General features: G+C 68.9%; 21 protein-coding genes and 1 tRNA gene. 5 read left to right on the forward strand and 17 right to left on the reverse strand.

All coding sequences use genetic code 11. The features are described 5' to 3' along the window. Positions 1 to 18: 18 nt before the first annotated feature. A complete protein-coding gene (locus AB0H56_RS12250) occupies positions 19 to 381 on the forward strand; it encodes a PadR family transcriptional regulator (RefSeq protein ID WP_357161077.1) in 363 nt (120 codons plus the stop codon). Then, positions 378 to 1,727 (forward strand): permease prefix domain 1-containing protein, encoded by a 1,350-nt coding sequence (locus AB0H56_RS12255; RefSeq protein WP_357161080.1) that lies wholly within the window; start codon positions 378 to 380, stop codon positions 1,725 to 1,727. The genes AB0H56_RS12250 and AB0H56_RS12255 overlap by 4 nt, the downstream gene beginning before the upstream one ends. Here AB0H56_RS12255 and AB0H56_RS12260 read toward each other — a convergent pair whose 3' ends face one another. From AB0H56_RS12260 to AB0H56_RS12270, 3 genes are all read right to left on the reverse strand, one after another. Then, positions 1,728 to 2,111 carry a DUF1304 domain-containing protein gene (locus AB0H56_RS12260; protein WP_357161083.1) on the reverse strand — a complete coding sequence of 128 codons (384 nt, stop codon included), beginning with the start codon at positions 2,109 to 2,111 and terminating at the stop codon, positions 1,728 to 1,730. Positions 2,112 to 2,179: 68 nt separating this feature from the next. Then, a complete protein-coding gene (locus AB0H56_RS12265; RefSeq protein WP_357161086.1) occupies positions 2,180 to 3,199 on the reverse strand; it encodes an acyl-CoA desaturase in 1,020 nt (339 codons plus the stop codon). Between the two features lie 58 nt (positions 3,200 to 3,257). Further along, positions 3,258 to 4,802: an MFS transporter gene (locus AB0H56_RS12270; protein WP_357161278.1), complete on the reverse strand. Its 1,545-nt coding sequence runs from the start codon at positions 4,800 to 4,802 to the stop codon at positions 3,258 to 3,260. A gap of 176 nt (positions 4,803 to 4,978) precedes the next feature. On the opposite strand from AB0H56_RS12270, the gene AB0H56_RS12275 reads away from it, so the two are divergent. Then, entirely contained in the window at positions 4,979 to 5,713 is a 735-nt protein-coding gene (locus AB0H56_RS12275; protein ID WP_357161089.1) for an SDR family NAD(P)-dependent oxidoreductase, read from the forward strand. A 34-nt stretch (positions 5,714 to 5,747) separates the two neighbouring features. Here the strand turns inward: AB0H56_RS12275 and AB0H56_RS12280 are convergent, their stop codons facing one another. Further along, on the reverse strand, positions 5,748 to 6,425 hold the full coding sequence (locus tag AB0H56_RS12280; RefSeq protein ID WP_357161092.1) for a class I SAM-dependent methyltransferase: 678 nt from the start codon (positions 6,423 to 6,425) through the stop codon (positions 5,748 to 5,750). 450 nt (positions 6,426 to 6,875) lie between these two features. Here AB0H56_RS12280 and AB0H56_RS12285 point away from each other — a divergent pair, with 450 nt between their 5' ends. Together AB0H56_RS12285 and AB0H56_RS12290 are read left to right on the forward strand one after the other, a co-directional pair. Further along, positions 6,876 to 7,859, forward strand: a complete 984-nt coding sequence (locus tag AB0H56_RS12285; protein ID WP_357161095.1) for a helix-turn-helix domain-containing protein — start codon at positions 6,876 to 6,878, stop codon at positions 7,857 to 7,859. A gap of 125 nt (positions 7,860 to 7,984) precedes the next feature. Continuing rightward, positions 7,985 to 8,401, forward strand: coding sequence for a hypothetical protein (locus tag AB0H56_RS12290; protein WP_357161097.1), 417 nt, complete (start codon positions 7,985 to 7,987; stop codon positions 8,399 to 8,401). Between the two features lie 101 nt (positions 8,402 to 8,502). On the opposite strand, the gene AB0H56_RS12295 is transcribed toward AB0H56_RS12290, so the two are convergent. The 13 genes from AB0H56_RS12295 to AB0H56_RS12355 form a co-directional block, all read right to left on the reverse strand. After that, the gene (locus tag AB0H56_RS12295) at positions 8,503 to 9,219 is read right to left on the reverse strand and encodes a histidine phosphatase family protein (protein WP_357161100.1); all 717 of its coding nucleotides are present in this window, start codon (positions 9,217 to 9,219) and stop codon (positions 8,503 to 8,505) included. 41 nt (positions 9,220 to 9,260) lie between these two features. Continuing rightward, positions 9,261 to 10,211 carry an RNA polymerase sigma-70 factor gene (locus tag AB0H56_RS12300; protein WP_357161103.1) on the reverse strand — a complete coding sequence of 317 codons (951 nt, stop codon included), beginning with the start codon at positions 10,209 to 10,211 and terminating at the stop codon, positions 9,261 to 9,263. Between the two features lie 100 nt (positions 10,212 to 10,311). Beyond that, complete coding sequence (locus AB0H56_RS12305; protein WP_357161281.1) at positions 10,312 to 12,045, reverse strand: FAD-dependent oxidoreductase; 1,734 nt, start codon at positions 12,043 to 12,045, stop codon at positions 10,312 to 10,314. A 62-nt stretch (positions 12,046 to 12,107) separates the two neighbouring features. Continuing rightward, positions 12,108 to 12,848, reverse strand: coding sequence for an SDR family oxidoreductase (locus AB0H56_RS12310; protein WP_357161106.1), 741 nt, complete (start codon positions 12,846 to 12,848; stop codon positions 12,108 to 12,110). Between the two features lie 96 nt (positions 12,849 to 12,944). Continuing rightward, entirely contained in the window at positions 12,945 to 13,991 is a 1,047-nt protein-coding gene (locus AB0H56_RS12315) for a ferritin-like protein (RefSeq protein WP_357161110.1), read from the reverse strand. Positions 13,992 to 14,263: 272 nt separating this feature from the next. Further along, positions 14,264 to 14,557 (reverse strand): hypothetical protein, encoded by a 294-nt coding sequence (locus AB0H56_RS12320; protein ID WP_357161113.1) that lies wholly within the window; start codon positions 14,555 to 14,557, stop codon positions 14,264 to 14,266. Positions 14,558 to 14,942: 385 nt separating this feature from the next. Next, positions 14,943 to 15,015, reverse strand: a tRNA-Ala gene (locus tag AB0H56_RS12325). Positions 15,016 to 15,194: 179 nt separating this feature from the next. Continuing rightward, entirely contained in the window at positions 15,195 to 15,935 is a 741-nt protein-coding gene (locus tag AB0H56_RS12330) for a thioredoxin domain-containing protein (protein ID WP_357161116.1), read from the reverse strand. A 70-nt stretch (positions 15,936 to 16,005) separates the two neighbouring features. Next, complete coding sequence (locus tag AB0H56_RS12335) at positions 16,006 to 17,334, reverse strand: MFS transporter (RefSeq protein WP_357161119.1); 1,329 nt, start codon at positions 17,332 to 17,334, stop codon at positions 16,006 to 16,008. Continuing rightward, positions 17,331 to 18,968, reverse strand: coding sequence for a phosphoglucomutase (alpha-D-glucose-1,6-bisphosphate-dependent) (pgm, locus tag AB0H56_RS12340; protein ID WP_110036303.1), 1,638 nt, complete (start codon positions 18,966 to 18,968; stop codon positions 17,331 to 17,333). Before pgm ends, AB0H56_RS12335 begins: the two co-directional genes overlap by 4 nt. 47 nt (positions 18,969 to 19,015) lie before the next feature. Next, entirely contained in the window at positions 19,016 to 19,378 is a 363-nt protein-coding gene (locus AB0H56_RS12345) for a CrcB family protein (protein WP_357161123.1), read from the reverse strand. A 49-nt stretch (positions 19,379 to 19,427) separates the two neighbouring features. Beyond that, positions 19,428 to 19,850 carry a CrcB family protein gene (locus tag AB0H56_RS12350; RefSeq protein WP_357161126.1) on the reverse strand — a complete coding sequence of 141 codons (423 nt, stop codon included), beginning with the start codon at positions 19,848 to 19,850 and terminating at the stop codon, positions 19,428 to 19,430. 168 nt (positions 19,851 to 20,018) lie between these two features. After that, a complete protein-coding gene (locus AB0H56_RS12355; protein WP_357161129.1) occupies positions 20,019 to 21,521 on the reverse strand; it encodes an MFS transporter in 1,503 nt (500 codons plus the stop codon). Positions 21,522 to 21,580 lie beyond the last annotated feature (59 nt).

Here is a 21,580-nt window from a genome sequence, read left to right on the forward strand (position 1 = left end):
TCTAGGTATAGGAGTCCGATGCGGATAGACAAAGATCTCGTAGCGGCCTCGGCGACACCGCTGGTGCTCGGCATCCTCGCCGAGGGCGAGTCGTACGGGTACGCGATTCTCGAGCAGGTCAACGAGCTCTCGCGGGGGCGGATGCAGTGGACCGACGGCATGCTGTATCCCCTGCTGCACCGGCTCGAGCGGCTCGGCCACGTCACTTCGGCCTGGCGCACGTCCGAGAGCGGCAGGCGGCGCAAGCATTATCTGATCACAGACTCGGGCCGCGCGGCCCTCGCCGAGCGGCGCGCGCAATGGGCCGTGGTCGCCGAGGCGCTGGACCAGGTGTGGCGCAGCACGGTGCTGCCACCGACCGTGGCGAAGGGATGGGCATGACGGACACCGAACCGGAACTGCAGGCCCACATCGAGCAGTGGCGCGGCTACGTCCAGCGGCACCGGGCGATCTCGGTCGCCGATGTCGACGAGATGGAAGACCACCTGCGCGAACAGGTCTCGACGCTCCAGCGGGGCGGGCTCACCGGCGACGAGGCGTTCCTCGTCGCCGTCAAGCGGATGGGCAGCCTCGACGCCATATCCCGCGAGTTCGCCCGCGAGCATTCCGAACGCCTGTGGAAACAGCTCGTTCTCGTGCCCACCGAATCCGAAGAGGCCGAGCGGCAAGGCAATCGGGAGCTGACCGTCGTGCTCGCGCTGGCCGTCGGCGCGGGACTGGCCGTGAAGGCGGGCTTCGCGCTGCTGTCGGAATCCGCGATCGGCCTGAACATCAGTCTGCTGATCCTGCCGTTCCTGGCCGCGTATTTCGCGTGGAAACGGCAGGTGAGCGCGAGAGTCGCGGCGGCGCTGATCGTTCCGTTCGCGCTTGCCGCGCTGGTGCTGAATCTCTACCCCTTCGAGCGCGACAGCGCCACCGAGGTGATCGCCGCGATCCACGCGCCGATCGCGCTGTGGTTCGCCGTCGGCCTCGCCTACGTGGGCGGTGACTGGCGTTCGGATCGCCGCCGGATGGATTTCATCCGGTTCACCGGCGAATGGTTCGTCTATCTCACCCTGCTGGCCCTGGGCGGCGGCGTGCTGATCGGGTTGACGGCAGGCGCGTTCGGCACCCTCGACATCGATATCGAGCCGGTGCTGGAGGACTGGGTGCTGCCGTTCGGCGCGGCGGGCGCGGTCGTCGTCGCGGCGTGGCTGGTCGAGGCGAAGCAGAATGTGGTCGAGAACATCGCTCCCGTCCTGACCAGGGTGTTCACCCCGTTGACGATTCTCATGCTGCTGGCGCTGCTCGTGGCGTTCGCGACCACGCGCAGCGTGCTCGACGTCGACCGGGAACTGCTCATCCTCATGGACCTGATCCTGGTGCTGGTCCTCGGCCTGCTGCTCTACACGATCTCGGCCCGCGACCCGCTGGCCCCGCCCGGCTTCTTCGACCGGGTCCAGCTCGTCCTGGTGGTGAGCGCGCTGGCCGTCGACGTGGTGATGCTGGCCGCCATGCTCACCCGCATCGCCGAATTCGGTTCGACGCCGAACAAGGTCGTCGCCCTCGGCATGAACGTGGTGCTGCTGGTCAACCTCGTCTGGTCGATGCGCCTGACCTTCGGTTTCCTGCGCGGCACCCACCGCTTCGCCGATCTCGAACGCTGGCAGACCCGCTACGTCCCGGTCTACGGCAGCTGGGCCGCCGCGGTGGTCCTCACCATCCCGCCGCTGTTCGCGTTCGCCTGATCACAGGTACGCGAGAACCAGTGCGGCACAGCCGATCAGCGGCGGAACGAGCTGGATGAGGGCGGGGCGGGCCTTGGCGGGCGAGGACGCGAGCAGCACCACGCCCGCCGCGACCATCGAGCCCGCCCCGGCCAGCACCAGCGCGAGACCGACCCCGGCGTCACCGAACATGGTGAAGCCCATGCCCACCGCGGCGACGATCGCCAGGAAGAGGTTGTAGAAACCCTGGTTGAACGCCATCTCCCGGGTCGCCTCGGCCTGCGCCGCGGAGATCCCGAAGGTCGCCCTGGTCCGCGGGTGGGTCCACCGCAGCGACTCCATGACGAAGATGTAGCCGTGCAACAGCACGGCCACGCCGACGAAGATCAGCCCGACAACCGTCATCGCTCCACCTTCCACCGGCCCGGCGAGCACCGGGCATCCCGCGATTATCACCTGACGCGGGCCGCTGATCAGCGCGGTGCGGCGGCGTGGCGGCCCACCTCGTCCAGGTGGGCGAGCGCCTGGGCATAGGACTCGAACAGGCCCGTCTCGCAATAGGGCACGCCGATCTCGCGGCAGAACTGGGCGACGATCGGCTGTGCCTTGCCCAGGTTGGCTCGCGGCATGGACGGGAACAGGTGGTGCTCGATCTGGTAGTTGAGGCCGCCGAGGGCGGTGTCGACGAGCAGACCGCCGCGGACATTGCGGGAGGTGAGCACCTGCCTGCGCAGGAAGTCGGTGTTGTCGCCCGCCGGCAGCACCTCCATGCCCTTGTGGTTCGGCGCGAAGGTGCAGCCCATGTAGAACCCGAACAGGCCCTGCTGAACGGCGATGAACGCCAACGCTTTCCCCGGGGAGAGGACGAGAAAGGGAGCGCCGAGGATCAGTACGCCGTGCGCGGCGAGCAGCGTGCCCTCCAGGACCCGATTGGGGATGGGCCAGCGCAAGACCGCGCGCACGCTGGAGCGGTGGAGGCTGCCACCCTCGAGCAGCAACATCGGGAAGAACAGCCAGGCCTGGTACCGGAAGACGAATCGGCGCCAGCCCCGGCCCGCCGCGGCGCGTTCCCCGGAGAAGGCCAGCACGCCCATGGCGTCGGGATCGGCGCCCTCGGTGTTGGGATGGGCGTGGTGGCGGTTGTGGTTGCTGGTCCACCAGCCGATGCTGAGCCCGATGGCCAGGTTGCCCGCGATCAGCCCGTAGAGGTAGTTGGCCCGCCGCGAGGAGAAGATCTGCTTGTGTCCGGCGTCGTGGCCGAGGAAGGCGCACTGCGCGAACACCACCGCCAGGAACGCCGCGACCACGAGCTGCCACCACGAATCACCGATCACCGCGAACGCCGCCCACCCGGCGACGAACGCCGCCGCGGTGAGCGCGCTCTTCCACGCGTAGTACGGCACCCGCCGATCCAGCAGACCCGCCGCCCTGATCCGGCGCAACAGAATCGAATACTCACTGCCGCGCACCGGCGCGACATCAGACACAGTCACGCGTCCAGCATGGCGGACGGAGACCACCATCAGGTGAACTCGGTCCCTCCGAAGGGGGCTAGCTCGCCTTCGCGCGTGGTCGTTCGCTGTCGAGGGCCGTGAACGCGGCGGCGGCCAGGATCATCACCGCCGACACCAGCAGGGCCACGTCCAGGCCGTGATGGAAGGCGACCTTGCCGGTGGCGAGCACCTCGTTCACCTTCGACAGGTACTGCAGATACGGCCCGATGTCGACACCCTCCGGGATGCGGCCGCGCTCGACCGCCTGGATGGCGTCGGGCTGCAGGGTGGCGGGCAGGCCCAGTTCGGTCATCCTGGCCTTCAGGTCGCCGGTGAGGAACGAGCTCACCACCGCGCCGAGGACCGCGACGCCGAAGGCCGCGCCGACCTGGCGCATCGTGTTGGTCACCGCGGCCGCCATGCCCGAATGCTCGGCGGGGACACCCGACATCACGGCCGAGGTCAACGGCACCACCGCGATGCCGAACCCGATGCCTGCCACGGCCATCGCGGCCGCCAGCGACGGATCGTGCAGCGTCCCGGACAGCTCGTAGCGGGTGAGCAGGATGCCGATCGCGCCGACGACGCAGCCGACGATCATCGGTATCCGCGCCCCGCGCCGCGCCACCCAGTACCCCGCCGCCAGGGATCCGATCACGATGGTGACGGCCATCGGCGTGAAGACCCCCGCCGTGCGCGCCGCCGAATAGGACTGCATCACTTGCAGATACAGCGCGGTGAAGAAGAAGATCGAGAAGATGCCGAAGTAGACGGCGAACGACACCACCAGCGCCCCGCGCACGACGCGCAGTCGCAGATAGGCGAATTCGAGCATCGGCGCCCGCGCGCGCCGCTCGACGAACACGAACGCCACCAGCGCGAGCGCACCGAGTGCGAACAGGCCGAGCACGGTGGGCGAGGTGTACCCCTCGTCCTGCCCCACCGTCGCGGCGTAGATCAGCGACCCGAAAGCCAAGGCCCCAAGCAGCGCTCCGGCCCAGTCGACCGGTTCCTGGCGCGGATCGGCGCTCTCCGGCACCGACCACAGCGCGACCACCAGCGCCGCCGCGCCGATCACCAGGTTGAGCCAGAAGATCGAACGCCAGCCCCAGGTGTCGACCAGCACGCCGCCGAGCACCGGGCCCGCCGCCAGCGCCAGCCCCGAGACCGCCGCCCACACCCCGACCGCCTTCGCCCTGGACCGCTCGCCCGGGAAGATGTGCCGCAGCACCGACAGGGTGCCCGGTTCCGAGGCCGCGGCGCCGAGTCCCATGATCGCGCGACCCGCGATGATCACCGCGACGCTGCTCGCCAGCGCCGAGACCACCGATCCGGCGCAGAAGATCACCAGGCCGACCATCATCACGCGTTTGCGGCCGAACCGGTCCCCGAGCGAACCACCCGCCAGCATCAACCCCGCGAAAACCACGGTGTAGGAATTGACCACCCACTGCAGCAACGTGACGTCGGCGCTCATCTCCCGCCGGATCGCGCCGAGCGCGACGCTGACCACGGTGGTGTCGAGGAAGGTCACGAAAACCACGGCGACAACCGCCGCCAGGGCGACTCCCGGCCGTGCGGGCGCCCCCGGCGCCGTGTCCATCGGTCTCACCGCCACAGGCTACTTGCCGCCGCGACCCCGCCGGCGGCCGAACCTGAACCCGTTGTCAGAAGTTTCTTTCGACGACATCTCACGAAACCGTCACCGGCGGCGTCTACCGGGTGAGGAGCCGTGCAAACCGCTCCGCACTCCGACCGAATGATGAAGGGGCACAAACCATGTCGACCGCAGTGATCACCGGAAGCAACCGTGGACTCGGCTTCGCGACGGCCGAGGCGCTGGCCGCCACGGGCACCCGCGTCCTGCTCACCTCGCGCCGCGAGGCCGACGCGAAGGAGGCCGCCGCGACGCTGACCGCGAAGGGGTACGAGGCGTACGGGATCGAGCTGGACGTCACCGACGCCGACAGCGTCGCCCGCGCGGCCGAGTGGGTGCGCCAGAATTTCGGCACCCTCGACATCCTGGTCAACAACGCGGGCATCCTGCCGGAGGCCACCGACGCCGAGGAGCACGAGTTCGCCTCGCTGCCGCTGTTCCGGGAATCCTTCGACACCAACGTGTTCGGCGCGGTCGCGATGATCGAGGCGCTGCTGCCGATGCTGCGTACGAGCGCCGCGGGCCGCATCGTCAACGTGTCGACGACGATGGGCTCGCTCGCCGAGCAGCTGAACCCGGAGTCCCCGTACTACGGGATGGTGCTGCCCGCGTACCAGAGCTCCAAGGCGGCGCTCAACGCCGTGACGATCGCCCTGTCCAAGAAGCTCGCCGAGACCACGACCAAGGTGACCTCGGTGTGCCCCGGCTTCGTCCAGACCGACCTCACCCCCATCAACCGCGACCAGGCGCCGCTCACCGCCACCGAGGCCGCCGCGGTGGTCGTCCAGGCCGCGACCCTGCCCGCCGACGCACCGTCGGGTTCGTTCTTCGACATGAACGGCACCGTCGCCTGGTGATCGGCCCTCCGGCGGTGCCCCGGTTCCGCCGGAGTCAGCGGTAGTACGAGCGGACCGAGGGTTGCCCGGTGTAGCCGGGCCCCTCGGTGTCGTCGGCGCCCAGGTAGGTGGCCGCGAAGCGTGGTGGCCGCGGTCCCGTCCCGTGTAGCCGATGTGCGCGCCGGTCGTAGGTCAGACCGCAGGCACGCAGTTCGTCGAGCACCGTGGTGCGCTCGATGCCGCGGATCTCGTCGAGGTCGACATCGGCGGCGAGAAGACCGCTCGGCGCGGTCCACTCCGCCATCGCCCGGATCATGGCGAGCTTGTCGCCGAGATAGTGCAGTCCGTGCACGCAGGTCACCAGGTCGGCCGGGCGATCGGGGGTCCAGGTCGTGGCGGAGGCGGCGATCAGGCGCAGGCGCGGTGTGCGCGGCCGGGCGGCGAAGTAGTCGACCAGATCGATGCCGATCAGCGTGACATCCGCGTCCGGAAACTCCTGGGCGACACGGGTTTCGGCTTCGAGGAGCGCGCGACCCGAGCCACAGCACACATCGATCCAGGTGACCGCCGCCGTGGGATCGTGCCGCAATCGCCCGGTCAGCCGCTCGTACGGATCGAAGCCGAGTTCACGGGCGTAGCTGTTGACGCCGGAGAGTCCGCGCTCCCGGTTCATCGCGTTGTTCGCCACCACGGCGGAGCGTTCGAGGGCGGTGTCGTCGAGAAGTTCGGTCACCTGACCATTCTGGTCGCGGCCGGGGAGCGCGGCCAGTCGCCGGATCACGGTGCGGGAGTATCTGACCGGAGGCCGTTCGGTTCCGACAGGCACGCCGGCATTGTCTGCTGCGATAGCGCGAGGATGGCGGCACCTGGTGGCGCGATCAACGGGCCGAGAGTCGGCGGCAAGAAATTCGCGCGGACGCAGTCGGCGTGCCGCTATTCTGCATGGCCGTGTCGGAGCCGACCGTCGGCGTGGTGCTGTTCGCGGGCTGGGTGGTCGGGCGGGACCGGGGTGCCGTGGCGAACGCGGGCGAACGCGTCTATGCCGCCGGCGATGTGACGCAGGGTGGCCCGGAGCGAGCCGGCGAATCGTGGGGTCTCTGTGGTGACTGGCATGACTCCACGATCGCAGTGGACGGCGCCGCGCGGGAGTGGCAGGATCGACATAAACCGATTGGATCTTGCCATGGCTCAGCACCGACCGACCATCGCGGTTCCGCTGATCGACGGGATGACCCTGTTCGAGATCGGCATGCCGCTCGAAGCGCTCGGCTACGACTGGGATCCGGGCGCGCGACCGCTCTACGACGTGGCACTGTGCGGTGACCTGCGCGGCGTCCGCACCCACACCGGCGCCCGCCTGCACCCCCAGCGGTCACTGCGCGCGCTCTCCACCGCCGACACGATCCTGGTGCCCGCCGTCCCGCCCGGACGCCCGGTCGGCGCACCCCTGCTGCGGGAGCTGCGCCGAGCCGCCGACCGCGGCGCCCGCATCGCCGCCCTGTGCACCGGCGCGTTCGCCCTCGCCGAGGCGGGCCTGCTCGACGGCCGCCGCGCCACCACCCACTGGCGCCACGCCCCCCTGCTCGAGCGGATGTACCCGGAGGTCGAGGTGGACGCCCGCGCGATCTACGTCGAGGACGGCGACATCCTGACCAGCGCCGGTTCCGCCGCAGGGCTTGACCTGTGCCTGCATCTGATCCGGCGCGATCACGGCGAACGCGCCGCCAACACGATCGCCCGCAATCTCGTCATCGCCGCCCACCGCGACGGCGACCAGGCCCAGTACGTCCACGCCGACCCCCTCACCGATGCCGCCGGCTGGCTCGACGACCTCCGCACCTGGCTCCGCGACCACCTCTCACACCCCGTCTCCCTCGCCGACCTGGCCGCCGCCGCGAACACCTCCCCGCGCACCCTCGCGCGCCAGTTCGCCCGCGACGTCGGCACCACCCCCATGCGCTGGGTCACCACCGAACGCCTCGCCGCCGCAAGGGAACTCCTCGAATCCACCACCCACCAGATCGACCGGATAGCCACCGAAGTCGGCTTCGGCTCCCCCGTCACCTTCCGCGCGGCCTTCACCCAGGAACTGGGAGTCTCCCCGCATCGCTACCGAACCCGATTCACCGCGCGCGGCTCATCGGCCCGTCAACCGTCCGCATCCTGACCTCCGCCCCTGCTTTTCGGGCTACCGGCCCGGCGACGGCTGTGGAACGCTTCCGCTTCAAGTGGTTCCCGAGCGAGTGCCGGGGGCCGGCCGACACCGACACAGAGGACACCGACACCATGCGAATGGCAGGACTGACCGCCCTCACTGCGGGCGCCGTGATCCTCCTGGCACCCCTGGCTCCCGCAGCTTCGGCGGAGGTCGAGGACATCACCATCTACGCCTGGGGCAACAGCGAAATGCCCGTCGCCTGCGATTATGTGGGCGCCAACTGCAGCATCATGGCCCGGATGTTCGGCGCCGACTACGACTTGCCCGCCACCGTGACGATCAACGGCCGCGAGCTGAGCTCGCCCGAGCGCCTCGACTACCCGGACCGGGAGCGCAGCGCGATCCGCGGCACCTGGCGTCCGCCGGCCAAGGGCACCTACACGATCGTGGCCACCCAGGGCTCCTCCACGAAGACCCTCGTCGTCGAGATCACCGGCGACGCCCAACTGGGCAGCGGCTCAGCGAGCCTGCTGCCCAGCGGTTCCAGCTGACCGGTCGACCGTAGATTTCCCACCCAGCTCACGACCATCGCCGGGCCCGGTGTCCTGTCGACGCGACGAACACCGGCGCCCGGCGATGACGCCTGAGCAGATCAGGAGACGGCGTGGCCGTCCCAGGAGACGAGCTTCCAGCCCTTCGCCGGGCTGCCCTTCACGACCACGCGGCCGGTGTTGTGCAGCGGATCGGACTGCAGCTTGCTCATGTCCGGGTTCTTCACCGACATGAGTGCCCAGATCATGATGGTGCCGCCGTGGGAGAAGATCACCGCGCGCTTGTCGCCGCGGTCCTGGACATCCTGAATGGAGTCGTCGACGCGCTTCTTGAACTCGTGGCCGTTCAGGGAACCGGGGATCCGGGCGTCGAGGTTGCCCTGCATCCACTGGATGGGGGCGGCGAGATAGCCCTTGGTCGCGTCCGCTTCCGGAGTGCCCTCGTAGTCGCCCGCCTCGATCTCGTGGAAGCCCTCCTCGACGATGGTGGACTCGCCGCACCGCGCCGAGGTCGGCTCCGCCGTCTGCTGGGTCCGGATCATCGACGAGGCGTACACACCGTCGAACTTGCAGTCGCCGAGGAACTCCGCGACCGCCGCGGCCTGCTGCCGACCGAGGTCGGTCAGGCCGGGCCCCGGGATCGACGTGTCGATCAGCCCCGAGGCATTGCCCGCCGACTGGGCGTGCCGGACGAAGGTGAGAAACATTTCACCGGTCTGCGGCTCGGCGACCGCACTTCCGCTTCCGGCCGCGACGAGCGCGGCCACCGAGACGATCGCACCGGCGATCGCGGACAGGCGAGACTTCATGAGACGCATCGGGGGTGACTCCTTAGTGGCGGATCGTGTGATCCGGGACACTAAGCCCGGCTCGCCGGCTCCCCTCGCCGCTCTCCCGGTGATCGGGAGGCCGGATGCAGCGCCTGGGCGATGCGGCCGAGTTTCGCGGGGTTGAACACCCAGTAGAGCCGGTCGATCGTCTCGTCGTCGGCGGCACCGACTCCGAGCCAGGCGATCGGGCTGCCGTCGCGGCTGATCACCACCGACGCGCGACCGTTGGCGTCGATCCAGTCGATGGCGACCCCGGTCCAGAAGTGGGAGGAGAACGCGGCCACGTACTTCGCGACGCGCGTCCGTCCGAACACCGGAATGCGCGAGGCATTGCGCACCACGCCGCCGCCGTCGGAGTAGCTGGCGACATCGGTCGCGAAGAGCGCTTCGAGGTCATCGAATTCACCGGCGCGCGCGGCATTGAGAAAGGCCGCGAGCAGGCGTCGCTGATGCACGGTGTCGACGGATACCTGCCGGTCGGACTCGATGGCCTGGCGAGCCCGGCTCACCAGCTTCCGGGCGGCTGGTTCCTTGATGTCGAGCACTTCGGCGATCCGGCCGTAGGGGTAGTCGAACGCTTCCCGCAGGACGAACGCCGCCCGCTCGGTCGGTGTCATCTTCTCCAGGACGACCAGCACCGCGGTCTCGAGTGCCGCGGCGCGCTCGGCGCCGAGCGAGGGATCGGCGCTGGTGTCCACCGGCTCGGGCAGCCACGGACCGATATAGGTTTCCCGGCGGACCCGCGCCGTCTGCGTGGCATTGATCGCCTGCCGGGTGGTCATCGTGACGAGGAACGCCTCCACATCACGCACGGACTCGCGGTCGGCGTAGGACTGCCATTTCACCCAGACGTCCTGGACGATGTCCTCGGCGTCGGCGACGGTGCCGAGCATCCGGTAGGCGATGCCGAACAGCCGTCCTTTCTGCGCGGAGAAATCGTCGACCGCTTTGTCCAGATCAGTCCCCGCGGGTCCGCTCATCGCGCGGTCGTTCCGACGCCGCAGGCAATCGCGTGATTCATATCCCCGCCTCTGTTCGGACACCATCCGCCACGACATTACTCGCGCCAACGCGACGCCCTCATTCCACCAATTTTCCTTCCGTCGAGACGTCTCGCATGAGCCGGGCGATCTCGTCGGGGATCGCGGGGATCTCCTCGCGTTCGAGTTTGCCGGGCCCGGACCACACGAGGTTCACTCGCAGCGCCGGATCCAGGTCGGGGTAATCGGACCGATTGTGGCAGCCACGGGTTTCGCGGCGCTCCAGCGCGGCCTCCAGGGTGGCGCGTGCCGCGAGCACCGCGGACTTCAGGTCGAAGGCGTGCGCCAGATCCTGGAACCCCGCGGCGTCGGGGTGCACGCCGATATCGGTCATGCGGTCCTCGATCTCGTCGAGTTCGGCCAGGCCTGCCCGGATCCCGGTCTCGTCGCGTACCACGCCCGCGTGCTCGGTCATGGTGTCGCGCACGGCGCGTTGCAGGGCCCGGACGTTCTCCCGCCCGTCGACCGCAAGCAGCTCATCGATCTCGGCGCGAGCCTCGGCCAGCGCGCTGTCCGACCGGCGCTGCGCGTCCAGCTCGGCCGAGTACCGCGCCGCCGCCTCGCCGACTATCCGGCCGTAGACAAGCAATTCGATCAGCGAGTTTCCCCCGAGCCGGTTGGCGCCGTGCAGTCCGCTCGATGCTTCGCCGATCGCGTACAGCCCCTCGACGCCGGTCCCGTGATCGTCGGGGCGAACCCACACTCCGCCCATGGAATAGTGCGCCGTCGGCGCGATTTCGATCGGCTCGCGCGTGATGTCGAGCATCTGCAGTTCCAGCAGCGTCTGGTAGACGCGCGGCAGCCGTCGCATGATCGTTTCGCGGGGCAGGTGCGAAACATCCAGCCAGACAGCGCCGTTCGGTGTTCCTCGGCCCTCCTTGATCTCGGTATAGGCGGCCAGGGCGACCCGGTCGCGAGTCGAGAGCTCCATGCGCTGCGGGTCGTAGCGCCGCATGAAGCGCTCTCCCTCAGCATTGCGCAGGATGCCGCCTTCGCCCCGTGCGGCTTCCGATACCAGTGTCCCGGCGGCGTTCCCGGGCTCGATGAGCCCGGAGGGGTGGAACTGCACGAGCTCCGGGTCACGAATCCGGCCACCCGCGAGGACGGCGAGGCGGAACGAATCACCGGTGTTCTCGTCACGCCGGGAGGAGGTGCGCCGCCAGATGCGAGTGTGCCCGCCTGCGGCGAGGATCACCGCGTCCGCTCGGAAGACGTAGCGCTCGCCACTGTCGAGGTCGAAACCGTAGGCGCCGAAGACCACGTTGTCACGCACCAGGATTCGGGTCACGTAGCAGGTGTCGACGATCTGGATGCCGAGCTGCGCGGCCCGGTTCACCAGGGTCCGCTGGATTTCCAGGCCGGTGTAGTCCCCGGCGAACGCGGTGCGCCGGTAGGTGTGCGCGCCGAAGAATCGCAGCGAGATCCGGCCGTCGGATTCGCGCGCGAACGGCATCCCCCACCGCTCGAGGTCCGCGATTCCACGCGCGGCGTTCTCGGCGACCACCTGGACGGTGTCGGGCCGCGCGAGCAGATAGCTCTCGGTGATCGTGTCCGCCGCGTGCTGCTGCCAGCTGTCCTGCGCGTCCATGGTCGACAGCGCGGCATTGATGCCGCCGGCAGCGAGGGTGGTGTGCGCGTCCGCCTTCGGCCGCTTTCCCACCACCACGACATCGATTCCGCGCTCGGCCAGTTCGATCGCCGCACGGAGGCCGGACCCGCCGGTGCCGACGACGAGTACCGACGTCGCGATCTGGCGTTCGTCGGATGTGAGCATCGCTTCGTTCCCTTCGAGGGGCAGTTCGCGCGGGCGGGCAGCGCACCGCCCGCGCGAAGTGCTCAGTTGCTGGTCAGCCACTCCGACAGCCGCGTCTGCGCCAGTTGCGCACCGCTGCCGGGCAGCAGCTCGTGCTGCGGCACCGCCCCGAAATAGCGGGCCTCGGGATCGGTGACCACCGTGCGCGCGTCCGACCGCGCGCTCAGCACGGTGCGGATCCACGCGTCGAGAGCGATGACCTCGGGGCCGCCGACCTCGATGGTCCCGTTCTTCGGCTCGCCCGCCGCCGTACGCCCGACAGCGGCGGCCACATCGTCGGCGGCCATCGGCTGCATACTGGAACCAGGAAGCCGCACCTGACCGTCCACGGTCGCGGAATCCGCGATACCACCGGCGAATTCGAAGAATTGCGTGGCGCGCACGATCGAGAACGGCAGGCCCGATTCCGCGATCAACTTCTCCTGCGCCACCTTCGCGCGCAGGTACCCGGAATCCGGCAACCGTTCCGAACCCACCACCGACAGCGCGACGTAATGCCCGACACCGGCCGCGGCGGCGGCCTCGAGCAGGTTCGTCGTGGAGGTGCGGAAGAACTCCAGCACGTCGTTGTCGGCGAACGACGGCGAATTGGAAACGTCGATCACCACGTCGGCGTCCTGCAGTACTTCTTTCACTCCCTCGCCGGTGAGGGAATTCACGCCGGTATTGGGTGCGGCCGGAACCGCCTGGTGGCCGTGCTCACCGAGTCGTGCGACGAGCTTGGAGCCGATCAGGCCGGTACCGCCGATGACGACGATCTTCATGCTCATTCCTTTCGTTCGAACGTTGCCGCGGGGCCGGCGAGACTCCGCTGTACCAAGGACAGGGCGGGCGGTGATTCTGTGACAGACCCGGTTCGCCTAGGCCCGATCCTGCGGCGCCACGTATTCGAATGTCGGCCCCGCGGTCGTGCGACCGTCACCGCTGGGCATCTTCATGAGCGCTCGAGCTTGGGACTTCAACGCGTACATCGTCCCCACCGCCTCCCGCATCTGCGACGGGCTGCCGTTGAACGTCTCCTCCAGCAGATACAGCAGCAGGCAGTAGGTGTTGTTGAATTCCACCTGCGCGCGACGGACCGCGCTGCCCTCCGGATAGTCGGCGGTGCGAGGGTTGGGGCGCATCGGCAGCACTGTGCCGGGGTCGAACGGGATCGGTTCACCGGTGGGCCCGGACTGCGGGGTGTCGCCGAGCTGGAACCGCCTGCCTTCCTTCAGTTCGAGGAAGCGATAGTAGTGGGCGACCTCGTCGCGATCGGGATGGAAGACGTCCTTCTCGCCGTCCCACACCTCGGTCCGCGCCGCGCCCTCGCCCTGCTCGACGATCTCGGCCAGCGCCGCCAGCGCCGACTTCAGATCGTGCACCGGAACGACCTGTCCGCCACCACTGTTGAAGTGCATCTCGTCGAGCTGCCGGGCGGGGTCGCCGCAGAAGACGGCCTCCTCGCCGAGGGTGTCGACCAGCGAGACGAGACCGAGTTCGACAGCCGCGTAGAACTGCCCGATCGTGTGATAGCCGTCGGATTCGGGTGGCGCATCGACCGAGGCGGGCCGTTCGATGGCCAAGAACAGGTCGAGAGCTTCGGAACCGAACGGCGCCAGCTGTATTTCCACGGATCGATCACCGTGCGGCAGCGGGTGCGGATACGCGGGGAGCAGTTCGGGCGCGTCGAACCTGGGCTCGCCACCGACCGCGTTGAGCAGATTCGCCGCCAACGCCAAATGCAGCATCTCCTCGACGAACACGCTGCTGATGACCTGTGCCGCTTCGGCATTGGTGCCCGGCTCCAGCGAATACAGCGCGCACAGGTACGGCGGTATGGTCGCGTGCTCGAGCTCGATCGCCCACTGCAGATGGCGCCGCAGATCCGCCATGGTCTCGATGCCGTGCCCCGTACTGATGTCCATGCTCGAACCTCGTCTCGACAGGTGTTCCTGTGGTGTCGAGAACAAGGACAGTGCGCGGGGCCGAATTGTGACAGGGGGAGCCTGGGTACCGCGGGTCGGACACGTCCTACGAATCGTTGCCGAACTCGGCTCGGAGCCGTCGTGTCAACTCGCGATAGTCGCGGCCGAAGGTGCACAGCGCAGAGTGCAGGGCTGTCAGTGTCTGCCAGGGTTCGATCGCGGGATTGCCGATGTAGTTGTATACCCCGATCGCCGAGTACTGCGGGATCAGGTCACCGACTCCTTCGAATCCGGGAATCACCGTCAGCGGGATATCCGGGTCGGTTTCCAGACGACGGTTCAGCAGAGAGAAGTTCGCTCCGGTCCAGGGCGAGCACCTCATCGACCAGATCACGATCCAGATGAGCGATCCCCTGCGCCGCGCCCTTGACGGAAAGGTTCAGCAGTGCCAGCCCGGTCGGCGGCCGGCTTCCGAACCGTTCGCGGCGATCGTAGAAGGCGTAGGCCTCGGGCCCGAACCGGTCCACTTCCACATAGTGTCCGTCCTCACCTTTGAGGTAGATCATGCTGGCGTCGAGCTCGGGCCGTTGTTTCGGCGCCGTGGCGGTCTTGATGTTCGCCTCGTCGCCGGGTCCTCGCAGGCTGACGATCCCGTCGACCGGTTCTCGGGTGGACCTCGAGCTCAGGAGATAGGTTTCGGTGGGTTCGGCGACCGCAAGGTCGTAGTGGGTGTCACAACCCCGAGCACAGAACCCACAGAACCTATCGCCATCGAGGGCGACGCGAGCGACCGCCTTGCACTCGCGAAAAGCGGTCCGCGGCCGTGGTCACGACTGTCTCTGCCACACCACCCGCAATAACAGAAAACACAAGCAATACGGGGGTGAACGAAGCGACGGACACAAAAAACAGGTTAGCCCGGTCATCGACCGGGCTAACCTGTTATTTCTGTGGAGCTAAGGGGACTCGAACCCCTGACCCCCACACTGCCAGTGTGGTGCGCTACCAGCTGCGCCATAGCCCCTTGTTCTGTTGTTTCAGCCGCTCTCGCTGCTGCCTGAATGAAGTTACACCATGGTTCTCGGCGACTACAAATCGGCTGGTAGGGGGCGAAAAAGTGGGGTTTGGGGCGGGGGTGGTGGGTTGGGTGGGGCGGGCGGGAGAGGTGATGGCGGACTAGAATGTGCCGAACCTCACGCGGGGTCAGGGGGCGAGGGTGGTGACCCAGGTGTCGTCGCGCCAGTCGATGGCGGTGGTGCCGTCGTAGATGGCGGGGGTGGCGGACTTGTTGCCGGTGCGGGCGTCGAGGTCGGCCAGGTTCTTGCCCGCGACTGTGCGGGCCGCGTCCAGCTGGGCGCCGCCGGTGATGCAGGAGGCGACGGATTCGGGGGCGCCGGATTCGGTGGCGAGGGTGGCCAGGGCGGGGTTGCTCAGGTCGGCGCCGCCCTCGTCGGGCTGCTTGGTGGTGAACAGGGCCTCGTGGAACTTGCCGAAGGTGGGGCCCGAACCGGTCTGGGCGACACAGAGGTTCGCGGCGACGGCGCGGGTGGAGTAGTCCTTGCTCTTGGACTGCTCGTCGAGGAAGGCGACGAAGTGGTAGTTCACCGCCAGTTTGCCCTCGTCGATCTTCTGCGCGAGTTCCTGGCCGAAGGCGGTCTCCATCGCGCCGCACGCCGGGCAGAGGGGGTCTTCGAAGATGTCGACGGTCTTCGCGGCATCGGGGCGGCCGAGGCGGATGACGCCCTCGGGCGTGGTCGTGACCTGCACCGCGGCCTCGCGCACCGCGCCGTAGCCGTCGTTGCGGACCTCGGTCGGCGTCTGCTTGTTCCACTTGAACGCGGCGAACACGAGGAGCCCGATCACGACGACAGCCACCGCGGCCAAGGCGTAGGTGCTGTTGCTCGAAACGGGACGGGGATTGTGCTGGGAACCGGCGCTGCTCACCCGTCCACTTTGCCTCGAGATGACGAGGCCCTGTCGCCTGGCCCGCACAAACAGGCTCTGACCTGGGGATCTACTTTCTGAGTGTGTCGAAGTCGACGGGCCGCGGCGCCAGTCCGTTGCGCACCACCGGCACGCCGTCGGGACAGCCGTCGCCCGTGCACTGCGGGTCGATGCCGTCGCCGGCGTGATCGGGGTGCTCCGGGTCATCGGGATGCCTGATCCGCGACGGTTCGGGCGTCACCAGCCACAGGGCCGCCGACACCGCGAGCACGCCGCCGGTGACGGCCATGCCGATGCCGAACGAGGTGCGCTCGGCGATCCAGCCGATCACGATGGGACCGAGGACGGTGCCCAGGTCGGCGGCCATCTGGAAGGCCGCGAGCACCGGTCCGCCGCGGGCCCGCGCGCCGATCACGTCGGCCAGCGCGGCCTGCTGGGCGGGGCTGAACATGCCGGAACCCACCCCGGCCACGAACGAGGCGACCAGGAACCAGGGCAGTGAGGGCGCGAAGCCGAGCACGCCGGTGCCGACCGCGCAGATCGCCGACCCGGCGATGAGGAACGGTTTGCGGCCGAACCGGTCCGACAGCCGGCCGGAGGCGAACAGCACGGCGGCGTTGCCCGCGGCGAACACCGTCAGAGCCACGCCCGCCATGCCGGATTCCTGCTTCAGGATCTCCACCACCAGCAGCGGGACGAACGCCATGCGCACGCCGAACACGGCCGCGCCGCCGGCGAAACTGGACAGCAGCACCGCCCGGTACGCGGGTTCGGACCAGGCCTGACGGAAGGTGAACACCGGTGCGTCCGAGCCCTCCTCGACGCGCAGCACCGGTGATTCGCGCAACCCGGCGAACACGATCACGCACACGATGAGCAGCGCCGCGGCGTAGATGAGGAAGGGCGCGCGCAGGCCGAGGCCCGCCAGGCCGCCGCCGACCAGCGGGCCGAGCAGCGAACCGATCAGGAAGCTGGTCGAGTAGATCCCCGAGACGCGCCCGCGCGCAGCGGGCGGGGACACCCGGATGATCAGCGCCATCGACGACACCGTGAACATGGTCGACCCGACGCCGCCGAGCGAACGCAGTACCAGCAGTTGCCAATACGTCTGCGCGAGCGCGCACGCGCCGGTCGAGAGCGCGACGATCAGGATGCCCGCCAGATACACCCGGCGCTCGCCCAGTTTCTGCACGAGCCGGCCGCTGGCCGGCGCGAAGAGCAACCGCATCAACGCGAACGCGCTGACGATCGCCGAGGCCGCCGCGATGCCGACGCCGAACTCGCGGGCGTACTGCGGCAGGACCGGAGCGACGAGACCGAAGCCGAGCGCGATGACGAAAGCCGCCGCGATCAGGACCCAGATCTCGGCGGGTAGCCGTACCTTGGCCGGAGCGCTCACTCGCTCAACGCCTGATTCACCATCTCCTCGGCCGCGGCCTGCACCTGGGTGAGGTGCTCGGGGCCGAGGAACGACTCGGCGTAGATCTTGTACTTGTCCTCCGTGCCGGACGGGCGCGCGGCGAACCAGGCGTTCTCCGTGGTGACCTTCAAACCGCCCAGCGCCGCGCCGTTGCCGCGCGCGGTGGTGAGGATGCCGGTGATCTCCTCGCCGGCGATCTCGGTGCCGGTGATGGCGTCGGGGGTCAGGGCGGCGAGCTTGGCCTTCTGGGCGCTGGTGGCAGCGGCGTCGACGCGCGCGTAGGCCGGGCTGCCGTACTGACGCTCCAGTTCGCCGTAGCGGGCCGACGGGGTCTGCCCGGTGACGGCGGCGATCTCGGCGGCCAGCAGGGCCAGCAGGATGCCGTCCTTGTCGGTGGTCCACACGGTGCCGTCCATCCGCAGGAACGACGCGCCCGCGCTCTCCTCGCCGCCGAATGCCAGGCTGCCGCTGAACAATCCGGGCACGAACCACTTGAAGCCCACCGGGACCTCGTAGACGTCGCGACCGAGCACGTTGACGACCCGGTCGATCATCGACGAGCTGACCACCGTCTTGCCGATCTTGGTGAGCGCGTCCCACCACATCCGGTTCGCGACCAGGTATTCGATCGCGACGGCCAGGAAGTGGTTGGGGTTGAGCAGACCGCCGTCGGGGGTGACGATGCCGTGCCGGTCGGCGTCGGCATCGTTGCCGGTGGAGATGTCGTAGTCGTCCTTGATGCCGACCAGGGCCGCCATGGCGTGGCGCGAGGACGGGTCCATCCGGATCTTGCCGTCGCTGTCGAGCGTCATGAAGCGCCAGGTCGGGTCGACGAACGGGTTGACCACCTCGAGCTCGAGATCGAACCGCTGGCCGATCTCCTCCCAGTAGTCCACGCTCGCCCCGCCCATGGGGTCGGCGCCCATCCGGATGCCCGCGCCGCGAATCGCGTCCAGGTTCAAGGCGTTCGGCAGGTCGGCGACGTAGTGGTCGAGATAGTCGTAGCGCTCGACGTGCGTGCTCAGCGCCTGCGTCAGCGACACCCGCTTGACCGCCGCCAAGCCACCGACCAGCAACTCGTTGGCACGGGCCGCGATCGCGTCGGTGGCCTTGGTGTCGGCGGGACCGCCGTGCGGTGGGTTGTACTTGAAGCCGCCGTCGCGCGGCGGATTGTGCGAGGGGGTGACCACGATGCCGTCGGCCTGGTGCTTGGTGCCGCCCCGATTGTGGCGCAGCACAGCGTGACTCAGCGCGGGCGTCGGGGTGTAGCGGTCGCGGGCGTCGATCACCGCGGTGACGTCGTTGCCCGCGAGCACCTCGAGCGCGGTGGTCCACGCGGGCTCGGACAGGGCATGGGTGTCGCGCGCGAGGTAGACGGGGCCGGTGATGCCACGGGTGGCGCGGTACTCGACGATCGCCTGGGTGATCGCCATGATGTGCGCCTCGTTGAAGGCGCAATCCTCGCTGGAGCCACGGTGGCCGGAGGTGCCGAAGACCACCCGCTGCGCCGGTTCGGCCGGATCGGGGACGTGGCTGTAGTACGCGGTGACCAGGTGGGCGATGTCCACCAGGTCGGTCGGGCGTGCTGGCCGTCCGGCGCGATCGTGGGCCATGGTGGGGGTTCCCTTCCGTGTCGGCTGCGCGCGGCTGGTCATGAGGATCATGCGCACAACCACTGGGTGAGGGACGCCGCGGCGTATACCGCGGCCAGGCTCGCCGCGACACTGATCACGACGTTGCCCACGGCATACACAGCGGCGCCCTCGGTCACCAGACGAAATGTCTCGTAACCGAACGTGCTGAATGTGGTCAGCGCACCGCAGAAGCCGATTCCGGCGAACGCCAGCAGCGAACTACTCGCGCTCGCGCCGATCAGACCGCCGAGCAACGCCGAACCGACAATATTAACGGCAAGCGTGCCCCACGGCAGCCCCGCCGGAAACCGGGCGGACACCGCCCGATCGAGCAGGTAACGGGCGGGAGCGCCGAGCATTCCGCCCGCCACCACCAGTGCGGTCGTCATCGGCATTCTCCCCTCTCGACCATCGGATGGCACCCTTCCGTCCTCGGATTCATGTCCGCCGCCATCGCGCGCCCGCCGCCCATCTGGTCGCGCTCACCGCCACGACCACGGCACCCAGCCCGGCGAGAACCGACAGGCCGAGATAGGTCAGTGCCGAGGCCGTCGCACCGGTATCGAACAGTGTACGAAGCTCGAGACTGTAGGTGGAGAAAGTCGTGAACCCGCCCAGCACACCGACTCCCAGGAACGGGCGCACCAGCTTCGGCGCCTGCCAGAGTTCGGTGACCGCCACCATCAGCACGCCGATCGCGAAGCAGCCCGTCACGTTGATCACAAAGGTCGACCACGGGAACGCGCCGGGGCGCACCGGCCACCAGTGCCCCACGCCGAACCGGGCGCAGGCGCCGAGCCCGCCACCCACCGAGATCGCCGCGAGGACCGCCGGATCGAGTGCCGCGGGCCGCGATGTCATGGCGCTGCCCTCCCCTGCCGATCCGATGATGGTCGTTGCTCATGGTATCGAGACGCACCGACAACCGGGGACCCAGGCAAACCTTCAGCACTTGGCGCCGCGCGGCGAGCGCCCCGCAGACGCCGATGGCCCGGACCGAGTTTCCGGTCCGGGCCATCGGGGCGTTCATCAGTGCGCGAGCACCGGCTCACCTTCGGCCGGGGCAGGCACCGTGTTCGGCATCAGCACGCCGATCACGATCGCGCCCAGGACGAATGTGGCTGTCGCCCACCAGAAGCTGGTGGTGTAGCTCTCGATCGCGCCCTGGGCCATGGTCAGCGGGCCCGGCTGGTGCGAGGAGACGTAGTCGGTCATCGCCGAGGCCGCGATCGTGCTCAGCAGCGCGGTGCCGATGGAACCGCCGACCTGCTGACTGGTGTTGACCATCGCCGAGGCGACACCGGCGTCCTCGTGCTGCACACCGGCGGTCGAACCCTGGAAGGCCACCGACATGGCGCCACCGAGACCGAGGCCGAGCAGCACCAGCGCGGGCAGGATGTGCGTGACGTAGCTGGTGTCGAGGCCGATGCGGGTCAGCCAGAGCATGCCCGCCGCGGCGACGAGGAAGCCACCGCTGATGACGACCTTGGGTCCGACCTTCGGCAGCAGCAGCGAGGGCGCGGTGGTCGAGGAGACCACCATGCCCGCGACCATCGGCAGGAACGCGACGCCGGTGATGATCGGCGTGTATTCCAGGGTCAGCTGCATGTAGTAGGTGAGGAACAGGAAGATCGCGAACATGCCGATGCCCATGATGAACACGGTCAGGTAGGCCGCGCCGCGGGTGCGGTCACCGACGATGCGCAGCGGCAGCAGCGGATGCGCGACCCTGGTCTCGATCCAGCCGAACGCCGCGAGCAGCACGGCGCCGCCGATCAGGAACGCCAGGGTGGACGGCGCGGTCCAGCCCTCGGTCTCGGCCTGCGAGAAGCCGTAGACGATGCCGAACAGCGCGGCGGTGACGGTGATGGTGCCCGGCCAGTCCAGCTTGGGCCGCGCGGCCGAGGTGGTGTGCTTGGCCAGCAGCAGCACCGCGCCGACGAGCGCGACGGCGGCGAAGATCAGGTTGACGTACATCGCCCAGCGCCACGAGGCCCATTCGGTGAGCGCGCCACCGAGCAGCAGGCCGATCGCGCCACCGGCGCCCGCGACGGCACCGAAGATGCCGAAGGCCTTGGCACGTTCACCGGGTTCGGTGAAGGTGACCGTCAGCAGCGAGAGCGCGGCGGGGGCGAGCAGCGCGCCGAAGACACCCTGGCCGACGCGGGCCGCGACGAGCATCTCGAAGGACGTGGCCGCGCCGCCGACGGCGGAGGCCACGGCGAAGCCGACCAGGCCGATGATGAAGGTGTTGCGGCGGCCGAACAGGTCACTGAGCCTGCCGCCGAGCAGCAGCAGGCTGCCGAAGGCCAGCGCGTAGCCGGTGATGACCCACTGCCGGTCGGCGTCACCGAAGCCGAGGTCGGCCTGGGCCGCGGGCAGGGCGATGTTCACGATCGTCGCGTCGAGCACGACCATCAGCTGGGCGATGCCGAGCACGGCAAGCACCCACCAGCGCAGGGCGTGGGACCCGCGGCGGCCGGTCTGCGCGGCCGCGGGACTCTTCGTCCCGGTGTCGAGTGTGGTGGTCATAACTCCCCTTGTGAGAAGGCCGGCGGTCGAAGTGGTGGCACAATCGGAGGTAAGCCCTC

The sequence above is a fragment of the Nocardia sp. NPDC050717 genome, from assembly GCF_040654275.1.
Taxonomy (GTDB): domain Bacteria; phylum Actinomycetota; class Actinomycetes; order Mycobacteriales; family Mycobacteriaceae; genus Nocardia.

What these genes read in the sequence shown, in the direction of transcription:
- AB0H56_RS12275 (WP_357161089.1), top strand. Translation starts at nt 4,979, where the DNA reads ATGTCGACCGCAGTGATCACCGGAAGCAACCGTGGACTCGGCTTCGCG.
- AB0H56_RS12310 (WP_357161106.1), bottom strand. Translation starts at nt 12,848, where the DNA reads ATGAAGATCGTCGTCATCGGCGGTACCGGCCTGATCGGCTCCAAGCTC.
- AB0H56_RS12315 (WP_357161110.1), bottom strand. Translation starts at nt 13,991, where the DNA reads ATGGACATCAGTACGGGGCACGGCATCGAGACCATGGCGGATCTGCGG.
- AB0H56_RS12350 (WP_357161126.1), bottom strand. Translation starts at nt 19,850, where the DNA reads ATGACATCGCGGCCCGCGGCACTCGATCCGGCGGTCCTCGCGGCGATC.
- AB0H56_RS12320 (WP_357161113.1), bottom strand. Translation starts at nt 14,557, where the DNA reads ATGATCTACCTCAAAGGTGAGGACGGACACTATGTGGAAGTGGACCGG.
- AB0H56_RS12270 (WP_357161278.1), bottom strand. Translation starts at nt 4,802, where the DNA reads ATGGACACGGCGCCGGGGGCGCCCGCACGGCCGGGAGTCGCCCTGGCG.
- AB0H56_RS12285 (WP_357161095.1), top strand. Translation starts at nt 6,876, where the DNA reads ATGGCTCAGCACCGACCGACCATCGCGGTTCCGCTGATCGACGGGATG.
- AB0H56_RS12345 (WP_357161123.1), bottom strand. Translation starts at nt 19,378, where the DNA reads ATGACGACCGCACTGGTGGTGGCGGGCGGAATGCTCGGCGCTCCCGCC.
- AB0H56_RS12300 (WP_357161103.1), bottom strand. Translation starts at nt 10,211, where the DNA reads ATGAGCGGACCCGCGGGGACTGATCTGGACAAAGCGGTCGACGATTTC.
- pgm (WP_110036303.1), bottom strand. Translation starts at nt 18,968, where the DNA reads ATGGCCCACGATCGCGCCGGACGGCCAGCACGCCCGACCGACCTGGTG.
- AB0H56_RS12255 (WP_357161080.1), top strand. Translation starts at nt 378, where the DNA reads ATGACGGACACCGAACCGGAACTGCAGGCCCACATCGAGCAGTGGCGC.
- AB0H56_RS12290 (WP_357161097.1), top strand. Translation starts at nt 7,985, where the DNA reads ATGGCAGGACTGACCGCCCTCACTGCGGGCGCCGTGATCCTCCTGGCA.
- AB0H56_RS12260 (WP_357161083.1), bottom strand. Translation starts at nt 2,111, where the DNA reads ATGACGGTTGTCGGGCTGATCTTCGTCGGCGTGGCCGTGCTGTTGCAC.
- AB0H56_RS12305 (WP_357161281.1), bottom strand. Translation starts at nt 12,045, where the DNA reads ATGCTCACATCCGACGAACGCCAGATCGCGACGTCGGTACTCGTCGTC.
- AB0H56_RS12355 (WP_357161129.1), bottom strand. Translation starts at nt 21,521, where the DNA reads ATGACCACCACACTCGACACCGGGACGAAGAGTCCCGCGGCCGCGCAG.
- AB0H56_RS12295 (WP_357161100.1), bottom strand. Translation starts at nt 9,219, where the DNA reads ATGCGTCTCATGAAGTCTCGCCTGTCCGCGATCGCCGGTGCGATCGTC.
- AB0H56_RS12250 (WP_357161077.1), top strand. Translation starts at nt 19, where the DNA reads ATGCGGATAGACAAAGATCTCGTAGCGGCCTCGGCGACACCGCTGGTG.